Raw genomic sequence first — 19,051 nt, forward strand, 5'->3', positions numbered from 1 at the left:
ACCCGGTTTCAGGGGCCGGGCCGCGCATCGGAACGAGAGGCCACCGTGGCAGCAGCAACGACACCAACCACCGGGACGACCGGCGGCGTGCAGACCGGGCCGGTCCGCGTCGCGATCGTCGACGACCACGAGTCCGTGCGGCTCGGCATCCAGGCCGCGTGCCAGAACGAGGGCTTCGAGGTCGTCCTCACGGCAGCGAGCGTGCCCGAGTACATCCGGGAGCTCGGTGACCGCGAGGTCGACGTCGTCGTGCTCGACCTGTCGCTCGGCGACGGATCGACCGTGACCGAGAACGTCAAGGGGGTGCAGGGGACCGGTTCGGCCGTGCTCGTGCACTCGATCGCGGACCGCGTCGCGAACGTGCGTGAGGCGCTCGCCGCCGGCGCCGCCGGCGTGATCCCGAAGTCGTCCGCGACGAAGACCGTCATGGCCGCCGTGGCGACCGTGGCCCGCGGGGACGTGCTGAACAACCTCGAGTGGGCGAGCGCGATCGACGCCGACCGAGACTTCGCGAAGGCGCAGCTCGGGCGACGCGAACGCGAGATCCTGCACCTCTACGCGTCCGGCCTCCCGCTCAAGCTCGCCGCGCAGCAGCTCGGCATCGGCTACTCGACAGCGCGCGAGTACCTCGACCGCATCCGCGTGAAGTACGTCGAGGTGGGCCGACCCGCACCGACCAAGGTCGACCTCCTCCGCCGCGCGGTCGAGGACGGCATCCTGCCCGGCCTCGACTCGGGGATCGACCCCGACGCCGACGGCCGCTGACCCCGATGACGGTCGCGTCCGGGGCGGGGTCGACGCTCAGGTCCGGCTCGGCGTCCGGCGCCGGCGCGTCGGGCGCGTCCGGGCCGTCCGGTCCGACCGCGGCGTCCGGGCGTCCGGTGCGGCCGGGGTGTCCGGCGGTGGCTCGCCGATGACGCCCGGAGCGTCGGCGCCGGCCGCTGCCGGGGGGACGCCGTTCGGGGCCGACCCGTCGCGGAACGTCCGCGCGACCATCACACAGGCGTCGGTGGAGCGTGCGTTCACCATCCTCCTCGCGATGGGCGCGGTGGGCCTCGGCGTGGTCGACGCACCGCTGGTGCTCGCGCAGCTGCCCTACTTGCACCCGGTGTGGGGACTGCTGACGATCGTCGCGCTCGCGGCGTCGTTCGCGTTCGTCGGGATCGCCGCGTTCCTGCCACGGCTCGCCCAGCCCGCGCAGATCGCCTGTGCGCTGGTCTTCCTGGTGGCGCTCGTCACGTGGCCGCTCACCGTCCAGGAGACGATCCCGCCGACCCAGCACCCGTGGCCGTGGTGGTTCATCACGATCGGGTCGACCGCAGCCGCGATGGGCTTCGCCCCGTGGCGCGCGACCGTGTACACGGCGCTCGCGCCGGCGGTCTTCGTGGTCATCCGGCTGCTCCCGACCGGCGGCGGCGTCGGGGTCACGAACGCCCTGCTCGACGGCGTCTACACGGCCATCCTCAGCGGCGCTGTGCTCGTCATCGCGGTCGTGCTGCGCCGGGCGGCCACCGCGGTCGACGCGGCGCAGGCCACGGCGGTCCGGCGGTACTCGGCCGCGATCCGCGAGCACGCGACCGAGGTCGAGCGGGTGCAGGTCGACGCGATCGTGCACGACAGCGTGCTCACCACACTGCTCTCGGCCGCGCGGGCGGAGACCGTCGACGCGAAGGCCCTGGCGGCACGGATGGCGCGGAACGCCATCGACCACCTCGCGGCCGCGGCCGCCGACACCCCGGGCGCCGCCGCTCCGGTGTCCCTCGTCGACCTCCGCGCACGCATCTGCAGCGCCGTGTCCGCCCTCGCCGCGCCGGTCCGGCTCGTGGAGCGACGGGTCGACCCGGTCCCGCTGCCCGCCGTCGTGGCCGACGCGCTGGCGTCCGCCGCGCTGCAGGCCGCGGTGAACTCCGTGCAGCACGCCGGCGGTGCTGGCGTGGACCGTTGGATCGTCGTCGAACAGCGCGGTGCGGGTGTGCACATCGAGGTCGCGGACGACGGGGCCGGGTTCGACCCGGCCGGGATCCCTGCCGAGCGGCTCGGTGTGCGTCGGTCGATCATCGAACGCGTCGAAGCGGTCGACGGCACCGCCGAGGTCGTCTCCGAACCGGGCGGCGGCACCATCGTCCGCCTGGCGTGGGCGCCGGGGACGGGGGAGTCGTCGTGAAGGTCTCGCTGCCCACCGGCGTCGCGATCGGCCTCGCCGCGCTCTTCTCGCTCTACCACCTCGTCCTCGCAGCGACGACCTTGCCGCGCGTGCACGACGTCGCGCCGATGATCGCCTGCATGCTCCTCTACGCGGCGGCGACCGGGGTCGCGCTGTTCGCGCCCGGCCGCGTCCTGCCGGTCTGGGCGGCGTGCTTCTCGCTCGCGACCGCCGTGGTCGTGCCGGTCGTCGCCGCGCCGGTCGTGGCGGTCCCCTCCGGCCCGGGCGCCTCGACGTGGTGGGTCGCGGCCGTCGGCACGCTCATGGTCGTCCTCGTCGTCCGTGGTCGCGGCCCGTTCGCCTGGGTCGGCGTCGGGTTCCTGACCGTGCACACCGTCGCGTGGGCGGGGCTGGGTTCGCTCGGTCAGCTCGGAGTGGCGGCCAGCCTCGGCTGGGTCGCGATCGCCGCGGTCTTCTCGAGCGCGATGAACCGGGCGACCCGGGTCCGCCGGGAGTTCACGCGGGCCGAGCAGGAGACCGAGGACTGGCAGGCCGCTCAGGACGCCCACGTGTTCGAGCGCCAGTTCCGACTCAGCCAGACGACGCGCATGGCGCTCCCGGTGCTGCAGCGGATCGTCGATGCGCACGGCGAGTTGTCCGAGGCCGAGCGCGACGAGTGCCTGCACCTGGAACAGGCGATCCGCGACGAGATCCGCGGTCGGTCGCTGCTCTCCGACGACGTGCGCGCGGAGGTCATGCGCCTGCGCCGGTCCGGAGCGACCGTGCAGCTGCACGACGACGGCGGGCTCGACGACCTCGAGGCCGACGACATCCGACGCATCCACGCGCAGGTCGCGGACGCGTTGCGACAGGCGCGCGGCGCCGACAACGTCATCGTGCGGACCGTCGCCGAGGGTGCGGACACCGCGGTCACGGTCGTCGGTCTCCGACTCGACTCCGCCGCGAGCGAGTCCGCCGCGCTCGGAGCGGACCTCGACGACGAGGACGGCGACGAGGACGACTCGGTGGCGCTCTGGATGGAGATCCCGCGGCACGTGGTCGTCTGAGGGAGGTCAGGCGGAACGAACGCGGCGCGCCGGTCCCGGCCGCGGGCCCTGTGCCCACAGGGCCGTGCCGGGTCAGCATCGGACGCCCAGAGGGCTGGGTTGGTCTTGCGTCGCGCCGCTCGTGGGCGGGTGGGCGACGTCACCGGCGCGAAGTGACGGAATCGAGCTCGACGTCGTCCGTTCCTTCCCATTGCGTCTGCAATGCGAAGCGGGAACGCGCATACCAGGCGGGAACGGACAGCCAGGCTCGCCCGGAAGTGCCAGGTACGTGCGGAAATGCCAGGTACGTGCGGCGGAGGCAGGGAGGCGCGGAAGGGGCACGGCCGCGCGAACAGGGTCGGAGCAGCGGCGCGCGGGCGGCTCGCGGCGGACGGGCACCCGGGAACGGGGAACGGGCCGGTCGGTGTCCGACCGGCCCGTTCACGACCCGAGTCTGAGCGACAACCCGAATATCGCCCTGACTCGCAGCGGGCGGTGGCGTCGTACCCTAGTCGGCCACCGTCCAGCGATGTTCTTCTGTGAAGGACACCGAACACAGACCATGATGCCGACTCCGACAATGGATGTCAGTCGTCATTATGGGGGACAAATTCGACCAATTCTGCCGACTGCCAGAAAACATGTCCCCCGGACGAGGGGAGACCGTTCGGGAAGTGCAGCCTGCAACGGGCCCCGCAGCCCCCGTGTCCGGGGTACATGCTCGCTCGCTTCCCCCCGCAGCACAAGACCCGCCGCGCGGAGTGGTCAGCGGAGCGAACGACCCCAGGCGCCGGGGCCGTGCTCGAGCGGCCGGCGGAGTCCGCGGGTGGAGGCGTCCCAGCCGGCGCGCGGCGAAGCGGTGACCTCGGCCCGACCGGCTGCGGCGACCTCGTCGGCCTGACGTTGCAGCACGGCGACGACCGCCGCGAGCTCCTCGGGGGTCGGCTCGCCCGACACCACCCGCACGTCCGCGACCGCCGCGGGGGCGTCGGTCGGGACGGCGGCTGCGTGCTTGCCCGGCGTCACCCGGCGCGGCTGTGATGTTCCCGTGCCGGACGGGTCGACCGGATGGTTCACAGTGGGATGTTCCCGTGCTTCTTGGGCGGGAGCGAGGCGCGCTTGCCGCGGAGGGCCCGCAGCGCCTTCACCACCGAGACGCGCGTGGCGTGCGGCTGGATGATGCCGTCGAGCTCCCCGCGCTCGGCCGCCAGGTACGGGGACGCGACGTTGTAGGTGTACTCGTTCGCGAGCTTCGTGCGCACCGCGGCGACGTCCTCGCCGGCCTCCTCCGCACGCTTGATCTCCGAGCGGTAGAGGATGTTGACGGCGCCCTGGCCGCCCATCACCGCGATCTCGGCGGTCGGCCACGCCAGGTTGATGTCCGCGCCGAGCTGCTTCGACCCCATGACGATGTAGGCGCCCCCGTACGCTTTGCGCGTGATGACGGTCACGAGCGGCACGGTGGCCTCGGCGTACGCGTACAGCAGCTTCGCGCCGCGGCGGATGACGCCGGTCCACTCCTGGTCGGTGCCGGGCAGGTAGCCGGGCACGTCGACGAGCGTCAGGATCGGGATCCCGAACGCGTCGCAGAACCGGACGAAGCGCGCAGCCTTCTCGCCGGCGTCGATGTTCAGCGTGCCGGCCATCGCCTGCGGCTGGTTCGCGATGATGCCGACCGTGCGACCCTCGACCCGGCCGAAGCCGATGAGGATGTTGGGCGCGAACAGTGGCTGCACCTCGAGGAACTCGCCGTCGTCGACGACGTGCTCGATGATCGTCGTGACGTCGTACGGCTGGTTCGTCGAGTCGGGGATGACGACGTCGAGCTCGTGGTCGGCGTCGGTCGTCTCGAGCTCCGGCGCCACGTCGTACGCGGGCGGGTCGGAGAGGTTGTTGTCCGGGAGGAAGCCGACGAGCGAACGCGCGTAGTCGAGCGCGTCGGACTCGTCCTCGGCGAGGTAGTGCGCGACGCCCGAGACCGCGTTGTGCGTCTGCGCGCCACCGAGCTCCTCGAAGCCGACGTCCTCGCCCGTGACGGTCTTGATGACGTCCGGCCCGGTGACGAACATGTGGCTGGTCTTGTCGACCATGATCACGAAGTCGGTCAGGGCGGGGGAGTACACCGCACCGCCCGCCGCCGGACCCATCACGATCGAGATCTGCGGGATGACCCCGGACGCCTGGGTGTTCAGGCGGAAGATCTCGCCGTACTTGCCGAGCGCGACCACGCCCTCCTGGATGCGGGCGCCGCCGGAGTCGAGGATGCCGATGATCGGCACGCCGGTCTTCAGCGCGTGCTCCATGACCTTGATGATCTTCTCGCCGGCGACCTCGCCGAGCGAACCGCCGAAGACGGTGAAGTCCTGCGCGTAGACCGCGACGCTCCGGCCGTGGATCGTGCCGACACCCGTGACGACGGCGTCGCCGTACGGCCGCTTGGCGTCCATGCCGAACGCGGTGGTGCGGTGCCGGACGAACTCGTCGAACTCCACGAAGGAGTTGTCGTCGAGGAGCTGCTCGATGCGCTCCCGGGCGGTGCCCTTGCCCTTCGCGTGCTGCTTCGCGATGGCGGCCTCGCCCGCGGCGGTCACGGCTTCGTGGTACCGGTCGCGGAGGTCGGCGAGCCGGCCGGCGGTCGTCGAGAGATCGGGGGTGTCACCTTGAGTCACCCGCTCACCATACCGGCGGGCCCCACGCCCACGGTTGGAGGTCGTCCACGGTTCCTGGCCGTAGATTGCGTGCATGTCCACACCCGCGTCGTCGTTCCCGGTCACCCGCTCCCAGGTCGAGGCCGGCGGGGCCACCCTCGTCGTGCCGGCGACGACCGGCTCGACGAACGCGGACCTCCTCGCCGCCGCCGCTGACCTGCCGCACGGCAGCGTGGTGGCCACCCTCGACCAGACCGCCGGGCGCGGCCGACTCGACCGCTCCTGGTCGGCGCCCGCCGGGCAGACGCTCGCGGCGAGCCTGCTCGTCCGCGCCGACCTCGACGACCGCTCGCGCGGCTGGTTGCCGCTCGTCGCGGGACGTGCGATGCGGGACGCGGTGTCCGCCCGCCTGGGCGGCGGGGCGGGGCCGGGCCGTGCCTCCAGGCCGGTCGTCGAGGTGAAGTGGCCGAACGACGTGCACGTCGACGAGCGCAAGGTGTGCGGCATCCTCTGCCAGGTCGCGGCCGACGGCAGCGTCGTCGTCGGTGCCGGCGTGAACCTCACGATCCCGGCCGACGCGCTGCCGACGCCCACCGCGACCTCGCTGGCGGTGGCGGGAGCCCGCGGCACCGCACCGGAACTCGCCGACGCGGTCCTCGCGGACTTCCGGGCGGCCGTCCTGGAGGCGGTGGTCGCCCTGGCGACGGGCGGTGCGGCAGCCGAGGCGGTCCGGGCCGACGTCCGCGCCGCGTGCGGCACGATCGGTCGACGCATCCGGCTGGAGCTGCCCGACGGCACCGCCGAGGAGGCGGACGCCGTCGGCATCGACGACGACGGCCGCATCACGATCCGGCACCGGGACGGTGCGACCAGGGGCGTCGCGGTCGGCGACGTCACGCACCTGCGCTATGCATGAGGGCATGACCGCCGAGCCGCCGCCGGAACGGGTCGTCGCCCGGCTCCGGCCGCACGCGCGACGACTCGTCCGTCCCTCGGTGTTCGTCGTGCTCGTGACGGCCGCCGGGGGCTTCGGCTTCGGCGTCTTCCGCGCACAGCTCGCGTGGCTCAACGTCGTCGTCGCACTCGTCACGCTGCTGCTCGTCGTGCTCGGCGGGGTCGTGCCGCTCGTCCGGTGGATGTCGCAGCGGTACGTGCTCACCACCCGTCGGCTCGTGGTGGTGCACGGGCTCGGCACCCGGACGCGTCGGGAACTGCTGCACGCGCGGGGGTACGACGTGACGGTGCGGCGCCGCGGGCTCCAGGGGGTGTTCCGTTCCGGGGACGTCCTGGTCTTCCCCGGCGACGACCCGGTCGTGGTGCTCGCGGACGTGCCGCACGCGGACCTCGTCGTCGCGGTGCTGCACGACCTCGTCGAGGCGTACGAGGCACGGCGGCGGCACCGCGAGCCGGACTGGGACGAGATCGTCGGGGGCACCGAGCGCCCGCCGTGGGGGGACGTCCGCGGCTGACCGGTGCGGTCGCCCGTGCCGTCCGCTCGGCGTCCGGTGTACGGACACGCAGGAACCTGTACCGTCTTCCCGTGCGTATCTCTGTCATCGGCTGCGGTTACCTCGGTGCCGTGCACGCCGCCTCCATGGCCAAGCTCGGGCACGACGTCGTCGCGGTGGACGTCGACCCGGCGAAGATCGAGCGACTCGCAGCGGGCGAGGCTCCCTTCTTCGAGCCCGGACTGCCGGAGATCCTGACCGAGGCGCTCGCCTCCGGCCGGATCCGGTTCACCACCGACATGGCCGAGGTCGCCGGGGCCACCGTGCACTTCCTCGCCGTCGGCACGCCGCAGGGTCCGACCGGCGCCGCCGACCTCACCTACGTCGACGCGGCGGTGGCGTCACTCACGCCGTACCTCTCCGCCGGCGAGTACGTCGTCGGCAAGTCCACCGTCCCGGTCGGCACCGCGGCACGGCTCGCCGCCGAGGTCGAGCAGGCCGCCCCCGGCGCGACGCTCGTCTGGAACCCCGAGTTCCTGCGCGAGGGCTTCGCCGTGCAGGACACCATCTCGCCGGACCGGCTCGTCTACGGCGTCCCTGCAGGCGAAGTGGGAGAGCGTGCGACGGCCGTCCTCGACGAGGTCTACGCCACGGCGCTCGCCGAGGGGACCCCTCGGCTCGTCGTCGACCTGCCGACGGCGGAGCTCGTCAAGGTCAGTGCGAACGCGTTCCTCGCCACCAAGATCTCCTTCATCAACGCGATGGCGGAGATCGCCGAGGTCGTCGGCGCCGACGTCACCGCGCTCGCCGACGCGATCGGCCACGACGCGCGCATCGGCCGCAAGTTCCTGAACGCCGGGCTCGGCTTCGGTGGCGGGTGCCTGCCGAAGGACATCCGCGCGTTCCAGGCCCGCGCCGCCGAACTGGGCGTGCCCGAGTCGCTCGCCTTCCTCGCGGACGTCGACGCCATCAACCTCCGTCGCCGCGACCACGTCGTGTCCCTGTCCCAGGAACTCCTCGGCGGTGACGTCGTCGGCAAGCGTGTCGCCGTGCTCGGGCTCGCGTTCAAGCCGAACTCCGACGACGTCCGCGACTCCCCGTCGCTCGACATCGCGGGTCGACTGCAGGCACTCGGCGCGCAGCTCGCCGCGTACGACCCCGAGGCGGTCGTCACGGCACGACGGGTCCGGCCCGAGCTCGACTACGTCGAGACGGCTGCGGACGCCCTCCGCGGTGCCGAGCTCGTCCTCGTCCTCACCGAGTGGAACGAGTTCCGCGAGCTCGACCCGACCGAGGTCGCCTCGCTCGTCGCCGAGCGGGTCGTGGTCGACGGCCGCAACTGCCTCGACCGCGACGCCTGGACGGCAGCCGGGTTCACGGTCCGCGGCATGGGGCGCTGACGAGGCCCGCTCCGACCACGAACGCCGACGGCCGGTGCGCGGTGCGCACCGGCCGTCGGTGTCGTGTCGGGAGCGTCGAGTCAGCGCCTCCGGTGTCGTGTCGGGAGCGTCGAGTCAGCGCCTCCGGTGTCGTGTCGGGAGCGTCGGTCAGCGCATCGCCGCGCGGAGGACCGCGCGGTAGCGCTCGCCGATCCGCTCGGTGGAGAACTCCGCGGCCGCGGCGACGGCGCGCTCGCGGTAGCGCGCGCTGGCAGCGTCGTCCGTGAGGACCCGGTGCAGCGCCGCACGGAGCGCGGGCACGTCACCCGGCGGCACCAGCAGGCCGGACTCGTCGTCCGAGACGACGTCACGGATGCCGGGGAGGTCGCTCGCGACGATCGCGGAGCCGACGGCCGCGGCCTCGAGGAGCGTCACGGGCAGGCCCTCCTGGTCGCCGTTCGCGGCCGGGATCGACGGTACGGCGACGACCGTGGCGGACGCGAGCGTCTCGAGCACCTGGGTGCGGCCGCGCTGACCCGTGAAGGTCACGGGGAGGCCGGCAGCCTGCTGTTCGAGCTGCTCGCGGTACGGGCCGTCACCGACGACGGTGAGCCGCCAGGGGACGTCCTCGCCGAGTCCGCGGAGGGCCTCGAGCAGGTTGCCGAAGCCCTTCTTCTCGACGAGCCGACCGACGGCCACCACGTGGTGCTCCTGCGGCGCCGTGCGTTCGCGAGCGGCTCGCGCGGGTCCGAGGTCGACGCCCATCGGGATCACGCTCGAACGGTCCTCGGGCACTCCCCACGCGGTGAGCCGGTCGCGCATCTCGGAGTTCACGGTCGTGACGTGGGCTGCGCGACCGAAGATCCAGCGCTTCAGTCGGACGAGGGGAGCGGCGCGCAGCGCGTAGACGTCGCCGCCGTGGGTCGTGACGACGAGCGGGACCCCGGGGGCGGCGAGCGTGGCGACGAGTCCCTGGGGGATCGCCCAGTGCGCGTGGATGACGTCCGGTCGGCCGGAGCGCACTGCGGCACGGACGGCGCGGTACTGCGCGAACACGAGGGCGGGTACCTGTACCAACCGCGTCCGCTGCTCCTTGAGGTTGTCGAGGATGGCGCCGTCGGCGAGGTCCTCGAAGGCCTTCGGGAAGTAGGGGAACCGGCGGACGTGCACGGCGCCGATCTCCTCCCGTGCAGCACCGTCCGGTACACGGGGCGTGAGCACGAGGGTGTCGAACTCGGTCGCCTCCTGGTGGGCGAGGTCGAGCACGAACGCGGGCACCCCGTCGTCGGGCCGGGCCGGGAAGGTCGATCCGAGGACGAGCAGGCGGGGACGGGTGCTGCGGGACAAGGAGGCCTCTCGGGGTCGTGGCGGACGGGACCGCTAGGCTCTGGACCCGTGCGCGTACTGATCCACAATAGCGATTCGCCCCACAACCGAGGCGACCGGGCGATCCTCGCGGGGAACGTCGAACTGGTCCGTCGCCGCTGGCCCGACGCGGAGATCGTCTCCCTGTCGCAGTACCCCGAGCGCGACGCGCGCTGGTTCGGGATCCGGTTCCTCCCGGTGTCGCCGTACAGCACGGGCATCGGCGACCTGTTCGCGTTGCTCCGTGCCGCACGCGGTGCCGACGTCGTCCTCTGGGGCGGCGGCGAGATCCTCAAGGACTACACGAACAAGCTCGGCCTCGTGTACTGGTTCGGCAAGATGCTGCTCGTCCGCGCCGCCAACCGGAACCTCGTCGGGGCCTTCCAGGGCATCGGCCCGACGTCCGCGGGGATCAGCAAACGCCTCATCCGCGCGACGGTCGACCTCTGCCGTTCGTTCGCCGTCCGCGACGACGAGTCCCGCGAGAAGCTCCGCGCCTGGGGCGTGCGCACCCCGGTCGTCTCCTCCTTCGACCCCGCCGTCGTCGGCACGGTCGCGCAGCCGGACGCCGACGTCCTCGACCGGCTCGAACGGTCCACCGGGCTCACCGCCGACCGGCTCGAGGGCTCGATCGGCTTCGGCGTCCGCCGCTGGTTCCACTACAAGCGCAGCGGCTGGATCCCGTTCCGCTTCCTGCCGAAGCGCTTCCGCGGCACGGGGGTCGACAGCGACCGGCTCGTCGCGTACCGGCAGGCGCTCGCGGACCTCGCGGACCGCCAGGTCGAGCGCTGGGACGCCGACGTCGTCTTCTACCCGATGCACATGGAGGCGTCCGAGGGGGACGCCGCCTTCGCCCGCGAGGTCATCGCGCTCATGCAGCACGGTGACCGCACGCACGTCGTCGAGGCCGACGTGTTCTCGCCGGCCGAGTACGCCGGCCTGATGTCGCGGAGCCGCCTGTTCCTCGCGAGCCGCCTGCACTCCGCCATCGTCGCGACGATCGCCGGTGTGCCGTCGACGTGCCTCTACTACGTCGACAAGGGGCGCCTGTTCTTCGAGCAGATGGGCCAGCAGGCCTACTCGAAGCCGATCGAGTCGGCCCTCGAACCGACCTTCGTCGGGGACGTCACAGCGCTCCTCGAGGACCTCGACGAGCGACGCGACGCCGTCCGCCGGCAGCTCGCCGACGGCGTGTCCCGGATGGCGACGCGGCTCGACGCCGACTTCGCCGAGGTGACCGCCGCCACGCGGTGACCACCGGGTCGCGACGCGACCGACCGACGGCCTGGAGGCGCGGTGCCAGCTGGCACACCTCCCTCGCAAGCTCGGTCGGCGCGCCCCGCGTGACGCTGGCGCGTCACCGCTGAGCGGGGCGCGCTCCCGGCCGTCAGCTGCGTGCGTCAGCACGCCGGCGCGCGTCAGTCGCGCCGGGTCGCCATCTTCTTCAGCCAGTCCCCGGTGCTGCGGTAGACGTCCTGGTCGCCCGGGAGCGGCCCGCTCGACGCCCACTGCCAGAACGACCAGTTGCTCCAGCTCCGACCGAGCTCACCCGGGCTCGTGAAGTCGTGCACCGGGTAGATCGCGACGAACAGCGGGTTCTTCGAGAACTGGATGCTGTTGTTCGTGCAGCGCTTCCACCAGTCCGTCGTCGTGTAGATCGCCGGGTACCGGCCCGTCTTCGCGTAGACGGTGTTCGAGAAGTCCTTGATCCAGTTGCGCATGCCCTCGAGGCTCTTGCCGTAGCAGGTGCCCTGCGACGCGCTGCCGTACTCGATGTCGAGCAGCGGCGGCAGCGTCAACCCGTCCGGACTCCAGCCGCCACCGTTCTTGAAGAAGAAGTTGGCGGTCGCCGCGCCACTGGCCTGGCTCGGCTGCGCGTACACGTAGCCGCCGCGGATGATCTTCCGCGTCCGAGCGGTCTCGTAGTGCTGCTTGTAGACGGGACTGACGTACGAGACGCCCTCGGTGGCCTTGATGTACGCGAACCGGGCGCCGGCGTCGTAGGCGTTCCGGAAGTTCACGTTCGGCTGCCACGCGCTGATGTCGAAGCCCCGGATCTTGCCGGGCGGCGGTCCGCCCGTCGCCGCCGCCCGCGCGGTCGCGTCGGTGCTCGCGGCCCCGGGCACCGCCGTCTGCACGGTGCTCCGCCCCTCGTGGCGTGCGATCCCGGCACCCATCTGGTGGTTGCCGGTGCGGTCCATCTCGGCGACGGACGTCGTGGTCGTCGTCGCCGCGGTCGTCGTGGTGCTGCTGGTCGTCGTCGAGCCCGCGCTCGTGGCCGACGGACCGCTGCCGGCCGGGGTCGCACCCCACGCCTGAGCCGGTCCGGCGACGAGCGCCCCGAGCACGACCACGGCCGCTCCGACGCCGATCGACCTGTTCCTGGTGGCGCGCATGCCGCCCACCCTCCTCGTCGAGTTGGCGCGAGGCCCTGTCTCCCCGCGCCGGGTCCGAGCGATGCTACCCGACATGTGCGGCGGATCGGGGGCGACCGACCTCCGCGGACAGGCAGGGGCACGGGGGCTGACAGGCGCGGCGACTACGATGTCCTGAGCCCCGACCGCAGGAGACCCGTTTGTCCGAGACCAGCAGCACCGACCTCGCAGCCCCCGAGGGGAAGCGTCGGCCAGGCCTGCGCCGGTTCCTCGGCAAGGCGGTGCCGATCGTCTTCTACGTGCTGCTCGCGGTCTTCCTCGTCCTGTACCTGCGCAGCGTCGACTGGGCGCAGCTGGCGGAGGCCGACTGGAACTGGGGCTGGGTCGCCGTCGCCACGCTCATCAGCCTGGGCTTCCGGTACTGGGGCGTCGGCATCTGGTTCTACCTGCTGCGTCGGCTCGGTGCCACGGGCCTGAAGGGCAGCGGCGTCACCCTCACCTACGTGTACGCCAAGTCGTGGATGGGCCGGTACATCCCCGGCGCCGCCACCTGGATCATCGGCAAGGTCTACTTCGCCTCGAAGCACGGCGTCTCGAAGGCGCGGCTCGGGGTGAGCGGCCTGCTCGAGGGTGCGCTGCAGATCGCCGCGACGCTCGCGCTCGCGCTCGTCCTGCTGCTGGTCGACCCCCGCACCCACCAGCTCGACCCGTGGCTCATCGCGCTCATGGTCGCCGCGTTCGTCGGCTGCGTCGTCTGCCTGATCCCGCAGGTGTTCGTGTGGCTCATCGGGCTCGCGCTGCGGATCCTCCGCCGGAAGCCCCTCGACGACGACGTCCGTCCGGGGCTCGGCACGGTGCTCGGCGGCGCCGGCCTGTACGTCGCCGGGGCGATCCTGTCCGGCAGCGCCTACTACTTCATCACCCTCGCCGTGTACCCGTCGCTCAAGGGCACCGATGCGGCGTTCGTGATCGGCGCGGCGAGCATGGCGTCGGCGATCAGCATGCTCGCGGTCTTCGCTCCGGGCGGGCTGGGCGTCCGCGAGGGCGTGCAGGCCCTCCTGCTCAGCATCGTGATGCCGGTGCCGATCGCGCTCGTCGTCGTCGTCGTCACCCGGGTCTGGAGCCTCGGTGTCGACGGGCTGTTCCTGCTCTGCGCCGCGGTGCCGACGTGGTTCCGCCGCGGTGGAGCGGGCGACGACGCGGCGGTCGTGCACGACGGGGCGCCCGCGGCCTGAGGCGCCTCGCGCCGTCGGTCAGCGGACGGAGACGAGACGGCTGCGGCCGGACCGGGTGACCAGCACGACGGACACGACGAGCCCGGCTCCCGCGAGCAGCACCACCACCGCGAGGACCACGGGTGGCACGGGCCCCACCTCCGTGTACCGCAACACCCCCCGACCGGTGACCGGGAACCCCGCGGCGTTCCAGAACCACGATGCCGCGACCGCGAAGCCGTACACGCCCAGGGCGGGCAGCAGGACCGCCAGCGCGGTGGCCACGACGGTGCGGGGACGTCCTGCCGGCACCAGCCGCCGCCACGCGATCGCGCTCAGCACGATCAGGCACACGACCGCCGGGAAGTAGTACCGCCCCTGGGTGGCAGCGACCTCCGCCTTCGTGAGGTACGCGTGGATGCTCGTCTCGTTCTGGATGAGGACGAGGAGCAGCGGGAAGACGGACAGGCACACGGCCGTCCGGAGCTGCGGCCCGTGCCGGTAGGCCCACCCGACGACCACGGCGAGGACCACGATCGTGACCACGGCCGTGAGCAGGTCGCCGATGCTGACCTGTGCACCCTTGCCGAAGCTGCCCCAGAACGTCCTGGTGATGGTGCCCCAGCTGACGTCGAGGAAGTGCGCGACGGTGGGGTGCTCGCCCGGTGGGAAGTCCTTCGGTGGACGCAGCGCGGCGTAGCCGTCCGGCTGCACCCGTCCGTACGCGAGCACGTTGTGGAGCCACCACCACGCACCGATGCCGCCCGCGACCGCCAGGACCACGACGGTGCGGAGCGCCCGCACGCCCCACCCGAGGACGCCCGCTCCCGAGGCCAGCACGACGACGGCGACGAACGGCACGGCGGGGAGCCCCGTGCCCTTGACCCAGACGAGCGCCCCGAGCGCCACGGCGAGTCCGATCGCGGTCCGCCAGCGGAGATCGCCCGTGAGCATCCTCGTGGCGAGCAGCACGGTGACGCCGGCCAGGAGCAGCACGGGCGCGTCGTTCGAGACCGACGACCCGATGGACGCCAGCTCGGGGGATGCGAACACCGCGAGGGCGCCGATCAGTGCGGCCCGCGGCGACCGGGTCACCCGTCGCACCGCCGCCCACGCGACGAGCGGCAGCGCCGTCACGAACGCCACGTCGGTCAGCCGGAGCGCGAGGAACGCGTGGTCCCAGCGCAGGTCGCCGTAGTGCACGGCGCGGAGGACCGCGGCGCCGACCGCGTAGGCCGTCGGCGGGTGCTGGGTCATCTGGTTGACCGTGGTCGAGGGGCCCGGGTAGGCCTGCAACAGTTCGGTGACGGTGGACCACTGGTCGGACGGCAGCGTCGCCTGCTGCACGGCTGCTGCGTTCACCGCGCGTTCGACGCGGAGGTCACCGGGCGCCACCCACGGGTCGCCGAGTGCGAGGTGCACCGAGGCGTCGATGTGTGCGGTCTCGTCGGGCGCCTGGAACACCGGGACGAGCAGCGCCCACGCCACGAGCCAGAGCCCGAACGTCGCGGTGACGACCGCGATCGCGACCCGCTCCCAGCGTGCGACGGCCGGGGGAGCGTCGGTGTCGTTCACACCCGAGATGCTATTGCGCGACCTCGGAGGCGACGGGCTCCGCGACCGGCGCGGCGGTCCGCTCGGGGTGGTACACCCACACCTTGTAGAGCCAGAAGCGGAAGATCGTGCCGAGCCCGAGGCCGACGATGTTCGCCACGTTGTCCGCGAACGCCGAGGTGTACCCCAAGACGTAGTGGGAGACGCCGAGGGTCGCGAGCGCGATCACCATGCCGCCGAGCGACACGACGACGAACTCGACACCCTCGCGCGTCGCCACGGCACGCCGTTGGTCGCGGAAGGTCCAGTAGCGGTTGCCCATCCAGTTCACGAAGATCGCGACGGTGGTCGAGATGACCTTCGCCCAGAACGGCCCCGAGTGCACGTCCGCGGGGTCGAGCACGGTGAACCGGAGGAGGTTGAACACTGCGGTGTCGACCACGAAGCCCACGGCGCCGACCACCCCGAAGCGGGCGAGCTGGGCGATGAGTCGGCGCACGGGGTCTCCAGGGTCCGTAGAGTTGTCACGGGCCACCCAGCGGGTGACCAGGAGGTCGATTCTAGACAGGGCGCTCAGACCGTTCGGTGTGAGCGACGGAAGGAACACACAGCATGGCGTTGCGCGTCGGGGTCATCGGTGGGGGACAGCTGGCACGGATGATGGTGCCCGCGGCACTGGAGCTCGGCATCGACATCCGGGTGCTGGCCGAGGGGCCGGGCATGTCGGCCGGCATCGCCGCGACGGCCGAGGGCGACTACCACGACGTCGACACGGTCCTGGCGTTCGCGCGCGAGGTCGACGTCGTCACCTTCGACCACGAGCACGTCCCGCAGGACGTCCTCCGGGCGCTCGTCGACGCGGGTGTGGCGGTGCAGCCGGGGCCGGAGCCGCTCGCCGTCGCCCAGGACAAGATCACGATGCGCAGCCGCCTCTCCGAACTCGGTCTGCCGGTGCCGGACTGGGCCGCGGTGCACGACCCGGACGAGCTCCGCGTCTTCCTCGACGACCACGGCGGGCGCGCGGTCGTGAAGACCGCCCGCGGCGGCTACGACGGCAAGGGCGTCCGCGTCGTCGCGGACCCGGCCGACGTCGAGGACTGGTTCATCGCCGTCGCAGAGGCCGGTGACGGGCAGGCGCTCCTGGTGGAGGAGCTCGTCCCGTTCACCCGCGAGCTCGCCCAGTCCGTGGCGCGCCGCCCCTCCGGCGAGGTCGTCGCGTGGCCGCTCGTCGAGACCGTGCAGCAGGACGGTGTCTGCGCCGAGGTGTTCGCGCCGGCGTCGGACAGCGCCGGACGCATCGCCGACCTGACCGAGGAGATCGCGGTGCGCATCGCCGAGGAGCTCGGTGTGACCGGCGTCCTCGCGGTCGAGCTGTTCCAGACGGCCGATGAGCGGATCCTCATCAACGAGCTCGCGATGCGGCCGCACAACACCGGGCACTGGACGATCGACGGTGCGACGACGAGCCAGTTCGAGCAGCACCTCCGTGCCGTGCTCGACCTGCCCCTCGGTGCCACGGGGATGCACGCGCCCGCCGCGGTCATGATCAACGTGCTCGGTGGTCCGGCCGACGGCGACCTCGCCGCCCGGTACCCGGGGGCGCTCGCCGCCTTCCCGGAGGCGAAGTACCACTTCTACGGCAAGGCACCGCGGCCGGGCCGGAAGATCGGGCACGTCACGGTCGTCGGCGACGACCTCGACGACGTCGTGTACCGGGCGCGCGCCGCAGCGGCGCACTTCGACGACTGACGCGCGCCCGGAGCGACCAGCCGACGGCCTGGAGGCTCGGGGCGGGCCCGTCCGAGCCTCCAGGCCGTCTCCGGGCAGGTCCGCAGAAGTGCGGACACCCGCTCGGGTGGCACCCGATCTGGCGTGTGTCGGCATGTGCGCAGCACGTGTTGTCATGGACGCTCCGACCGGCCAGGGGGCCGGTCCGACCGGCCAGGGGGCCGGTCCGAGCAGCCCAGGGAGCCCGTATGCGCAGCCTCGCCGTCCTCGGCGCCGCCGCAGTCCTCACCACCGTCGTCACCACCGCCGGTGTCGCCCCGACCGCCGACGCGGCGACGCCCACCGTGCGGACGGCGGCTGCCACGGCTCTCTTCGCCGGTGGGCCCTACCGCTCGGCGACCAGCGAGGCCGCGAAGGCCGCCGACGCCCTCCGCACGACCGACCCGGACGGCGCCGCCGCGGCGGCCACCATCGCGCGGTACCCGGTCGCGATCTGGCTCGGCGACTGGACGCGCGGGACGACCCTGACGACCACCGTCGACCGCGCGGTCGCCGCGGCCGAGCAGGCCGGCACGACCCCCGTCTTCGTGACCTACGCGATCCCGGACCGCGACTGCGGCGGGTACTCCGCCGGTGGCCTCGACGAGGCCTCCTACGACGCGTGGATCGACCAGATCGCGGGACGACTGCGGGGACACCGTGCCGCGGTCGTCGTCGAACCGGACTCGTTGGCGATGCTCAGCAACACGGCGTGCGACGCCTCGCTCGACGCGCAGCGCTACCGGATCCTCAAGCGCACGGTCGGGGCGTTCACGGCGGCCGGTGTGCCGTCGTACCTCGACGGCGGCAACTCGAACTGGGTGCCGGTCGCGACGATGGCCGACCGGCTGCGGCAGGCGGGGGTGACCTCCGCACGCGGCTTCTCCACGAACGTCGCGAACTACTACCCGACGGCGCAGGAGCAGGCCTACGCGGAGAAGCTCTCCGCGGCGACGGACGGCTCGCACTACGTGATCGACACCTCGCGCAACGGGCAGGGCTGGCGCGGCACGTGGTGCAACGGCCCCGGAGCCGGACTCGGCACCGCACCCCGGGTGGTCGGCGGCGGCACCGCCCTCGACGCCCTGCTCTGGGTGAAGACCCCGGGAGCGAGCGACGGCACCTGTGACGGCGGCCCTGCGGCGGGGAAGTGGTACCCGTCGTTCGCGCGGACGCTCGTGGCGAAGGCGCAGCTCGGGGCGCCCGCGGTCCAGCCGGCCCGCGCGTACCGATCCGATCCCTACGTGGCGCTCGAGCGCGCCGTGTCGGCCACCGGGGGCGTCGCCGTGACCGGCTGGGCCTTCGACGGTGACGCGCCCGACACCGCGCTCAGCGTCGCCCTGACGCTCGACGGTCGCTCCGTGCGGACCGTCACGGCCGACGCCCGTCGTGCGGACGTCGCGGCGCAGTGGGGCGTCGGCGGCGCGCACGGCTTCACGGGGGTGGTGCCGACCACACCCGGGAAGCACACCGTGTGCGCGGTCGCCCGCAACACCGGCAGCGGTGCGGACCGGCGGTCGGACCCGTGCCGCACCGTGAGCGTAGCGGCGGTGGCACCGACCGGTCGCATCGACGCGGTCTCGTCGCCGAGCCATCGTCGCGTGTCCGTGCGGGGCTGGGCGTTCGACCGGGACGACACCGGGCGCGCGGTCCGGGTCCGGATCACCGCCGACGGCCGACAGATCGGGACGTCGACGGCGGGGAGCCGTCGAGCCGACGTCGACCGGGTGCACGGCGTCGGACCGTCCCACGGTGTGTCCAGCACCGTGGTCGTCGCCTCGGGGAAGCGGAAGGTCTGCGTCGTGGCGGTCGGGATCGGGTCGGGAGGGGACCGATCGCTCGGCTGCCGTGTCGTGACGGTGCGCTAGGGAGCTGCCGGGCGTGACGGTGCGGGCGCCGGGCGTGACGGTGCGGCTGCCGGGCGTGACGGTGCGGCTGCCGGGCGTGACGGTGCGGCTGCCGGGCGTGACGGTGCGGCTGCCGGGCGTGACGGTGCGGCTGCCGGGCGTGACGGTGCGGTCGGCGCTGCTGCCGCCCCCGTGTGCGGGATCATGGACGCATGCCGCGTGATCTCGTCCGTCGTGCCGCCCGCCGACTCCGCCGCGCGCTGCC

Annotated in this window: 17 protein-coding genes; 11 read left to right on the forward strand and 6 right to left on the reverse strand. The window is 72.9% G+C overall.

The genetic code is table 11. From position 1 onward, the window contains the following. The first annotated feature begins 45 nt into the window (after positions 1-45). From NS184_RS13970 to NS184_RS13985, 3 genes are all read left to right on the forward strand, one after another. The gene (locus NS184_RS13970; protein WP_193750482.1) at positions 46-765 is read left to right on the forward strand and encodes a response regulator transcription factor; all 720 of its coding nucleotides are present in this window, start codon (positions 46-48) and stop codon (positions 763-765) included. A gap of 148 nt (positions 766-913) precedes the next feature. Further along, positions 914-2,164, forward strand: coding sequence for a sensor histidine kinase (locus NS184_RS13980; protein ID WP_152998229.1), 1,251 nt, complete (start codon positions 914-916; stop codon positions 2,162-2,164). Next, positions 2,134-3,210: a hypothetical protein gene (locus NS184_RS13985; protein WP_242863067.1), complete on the forward strand. Its 1,077-nt coding sequence runs from the start codon at positions 2,134-2,136 to the stop codon at positions 3,208-3,210. Before NS184_RS13980 ends, NS184_RS13985 begins: the two co-directional genes overlap by 31 nt. 744 nt (positions 3,211-3,954) lie before the next feature. Here the strand turns inward: NS184_RS13985 and NS184_RS17510 are convergent. Together NS184_RS17510 and NS184_RS13995 are read right to left on the reverse strand one after the other, a co-directional pair. Further along, complete coding sequence (locus NS184_RS17510) at positions 3,955-4,266, reverse strand: acyl-CoA carboxylase subunit epsilon (RefSeq protein WP_083513719.1); 312 nt, start codon at positions 4,264-4,266, stop codon at positions 3,955-3,957. Continuing rightward, entirely contained in the window at positions 4,263-5,858 is a 1,596-nt protein-coding gene (locus tag NS184_RS13995) for an acyl-CoA carboxylase subunit beta (protein WP_058726717.1), read from the reverse strand. The genes NS184_RS17510 and NS184_RS13995 overlap by 4 nt, the downstream gene beginning before the upstream one ends. Positions 5,859-5,931: 73 nt before the next feature. Between NS184_RS13995 and NS184_RS14000 the strand changes: the two genes are divergently transcribed. The 3 genes from NS184_RS14000 (at position 5,932) to NS184_RS14010 (ending at position 8,685) form a co-directional block, all read left to right on the forward strand. Beyond that, positions 5,932-6,753 (forward strand): biotin--[acetyl-CoA-carboxylase] ligase, encoded by an 822-nt coding sequence (locus NS184_RS14000; RefSeq protein ID WP_058726718.1) that lies wholly within the window; start codon positions 5,932-5,934, stop codon positions 6,751-6,753. Positions 6,754-6,757: 4 nt separating this feature from the next. Further along, the gene (locus NS184_RS14005; protein ID WP_058726719.1) at positions 6,758-7,306 is read left to right on the forward strand and encodes a PH domain-containing protein; all 549 of its coding nucleotides are present in this window, start codon (positions 6,758-6,760) and stop codon (positions 7,304-7,306) included. 71 nt (positions 7,307-7,377) lie between these two features. Continuing rightward, entirely contained in the window at positions 7,378-8,685 is a 1,308-nt protein-coding gene (locus tag NS184_RS14010) for a UDP-glucose dehydrogenase family protein (protein WP_058726720.1), read from the forward strand. A 147-nt stretch (positions 8,686-8,832) separates the two neighbouring features. On the opposite strand, the gene NS184_RS17965 is transcribed toward NS184_RS14010, so the two are convergent. Beyond that, on the reverse strand, positions 8,833-10,011 hold the full coding sequence (locus tag NS184_RS17965; RefSeq protein ID WP_058726721.1) for a glycosyltransferase: 1,179 nt from the start codon (positions 10,009-10,011) through the stop codon (positions 8,833-8,835). A gap of 48 nt (positions 10,012-10,059) precedes the next feature. Here NS184_RS17965 and NS184_RS17970 point away from each other — a divergent pair, with 48 nt between their 5' ends. Beyond that, complete coding sequence (locus tag NS184_RS17970) at positions 10,060-11,283, forward strand: polysaccharide pyruvyl transferase family protein (protein WP_058726722.1); 1,224 nt, start codon at positions 10,060-10,062, stop codon at positions 11,281-11,283. 164 nt (positions 11,284-11,447) lie between these two features. Here NS184_RS17970 and NS184_RS14025 read toward each other — a convergent pair whose 3' ends face one another. Then, on the reverse strand, positions 11,448-12,425 hold the full coding sequence (locus NS184_RS14025) for a GH25 family lysozyme (protein ID WP_152998232.1): 978 nt from the start codon (positions 12,423-12,425) through the stop codon (positions 11,448-11,450). Between the two features lie 179 nt (positions 12,426-12,604). Here NS184_RS14025 and NS184_RS14030 point away from each other — a divergent pair, with 179 nt between their 5' ends. Then, positions 12,605-13,639 (forward strand): lysylphosphatidylglycerol synthase domain-containing protein, encoded by a 1,035-nt coding sequence (locus NS184_RS14030; RefSeq protein WP_058726724.1) that lies wholly within the window; start codon positions 12,605-12,607, stop codon positions 13,637-13,639. An 18-nt stretch (positions 13,640-13,657) separates the two neighbouring features. On the opposite strand, the gene NS184_RS14035 is transcribed toward NS184_RS14030, so the two are convergent. Then, positions 13,658-15,193, reverse strand: a complete 1,536-nt coding sequence (locus NS184_RS14035; RefSeq protein WP_058726725.1) for a DUF2142 domain-containing protein — start codon at positions 15,191-15,193, stop codon at positions 13,658-13,660. A gap of 10 nt (positions 15,194-15,203) precedes the next feature. After that, complete coding sequence (locus tag NS184_RS14040) at positions 15,204-15,671, reverse strand: GtrA family protein (protein ID WP_058726726.1); 468 nt, start codon at positions 15,669-15,671, stop codon at positions 15,204-15,206. A 113-nt stretch (positions 15,672-15,784) separates the two neighbouring features. On the opposite strand from NS184_RS14040, the gene NS184_RS14045 reads away from it, so the two are divergent. From NS184_RS14045 to NS184_RS14055, 3 genes are all read left to right on the forward strand, one after another. Continuing rightward, positions 15,785-16,921: a 5-(carboxyamino)imidazole ribonucleotide synthase gene (locus tag NS184_RS14045; protein WP_058726727.1), complete on the forward strand. Its 1,137-nt coding sequence runs from the start codon at positions 15,785-15,787 to the stop codon at positions 16,919-16,921. A gap of 227 nt (positions 16,922-17,148) precedes the next feature. Beyond that, positions 17,149-18,807 carry a glycoside hydrolase family 6 protein gene (locus NS184_RS14050; protein ID WP_058726728.1) on the forward strand — a complete coding sequence of 553 codons (1,659 nt, stop codon included), beginning with the start codon at positions 17,149-17,151 and terminating at the stop codon, positions 18,805-18,807. Positions 18,808-18,820: 13 nt separating this feature from the next. Beyond that, the gene (locus NS184_RS14055; protein ID WP_058726729.1) at positions 18,821-19,009 is read left to right on the forward strand and encodes a hypothetical protein; all 189 of its coding nucleotides are present in this window, start codon (positions 18,821-18,823) and stop codon (positions 19,007-19,009) included. Positions 19,010-19,051: the final 42 nt, after the last annotated feature.

The organism is Curtobacterium luteum (assembly GCF_001475545.1).
GTDB classification, from domain to species: Bacteria; Actinomycetota; Actinomycetes; order Actinomycetales; family Microbacteriaceae; genus Curtobacterium; species Curtobacterium luteum_A.

Excerpts from the sequence above, each read along its gene's own strand:
- NS184_RS13980 (WP_152998229.1), top strand. The coding sequence starts at position 914 with ATGACGCCCGGAGCGTCGGCGCCGGCCGCTGCCGGGGGGACGCCGTTC.
- NS184_RS14000 (WP_058726718.1), top strand. The coding sequence starts at position 5,932 with ATGTCCACACCCGCGTCGTCGTTCCCGGTCACCCGCTCCCAGGTCGAG.
- NS184_RS14005 (WP_058726719.1), top strand. The coding sequence starts at position 6,758 with ATGACCGCCGAGCCGCCGCCGGAACGGGTCGTCGCCCGGCTCCGGCCG.
- NS184_RS14025 (WP_152998232.1), bottom strand. The coding sequence starts at position 12,425 with ATGCGCGCCACCAGGAACAGGTCGATCGGCGTCGGAGCGGCCGTGGTC.
- NS184_RS14045 (WP_058726727.1), top strand. The coding sequence starts at position 15,785 with ATGGCGTTGCGCGTCGGGGTCATCGGTGGGGGACAGCTGGCACGGATG.
- NS184_RS14050 (WP_058726728.1), top strand. The coding sequence starts at position 17,149 with ATGCGCAGCCTCGCCGTCCTCGGCGCCGCCGCAGTCCTCACCACCGTC.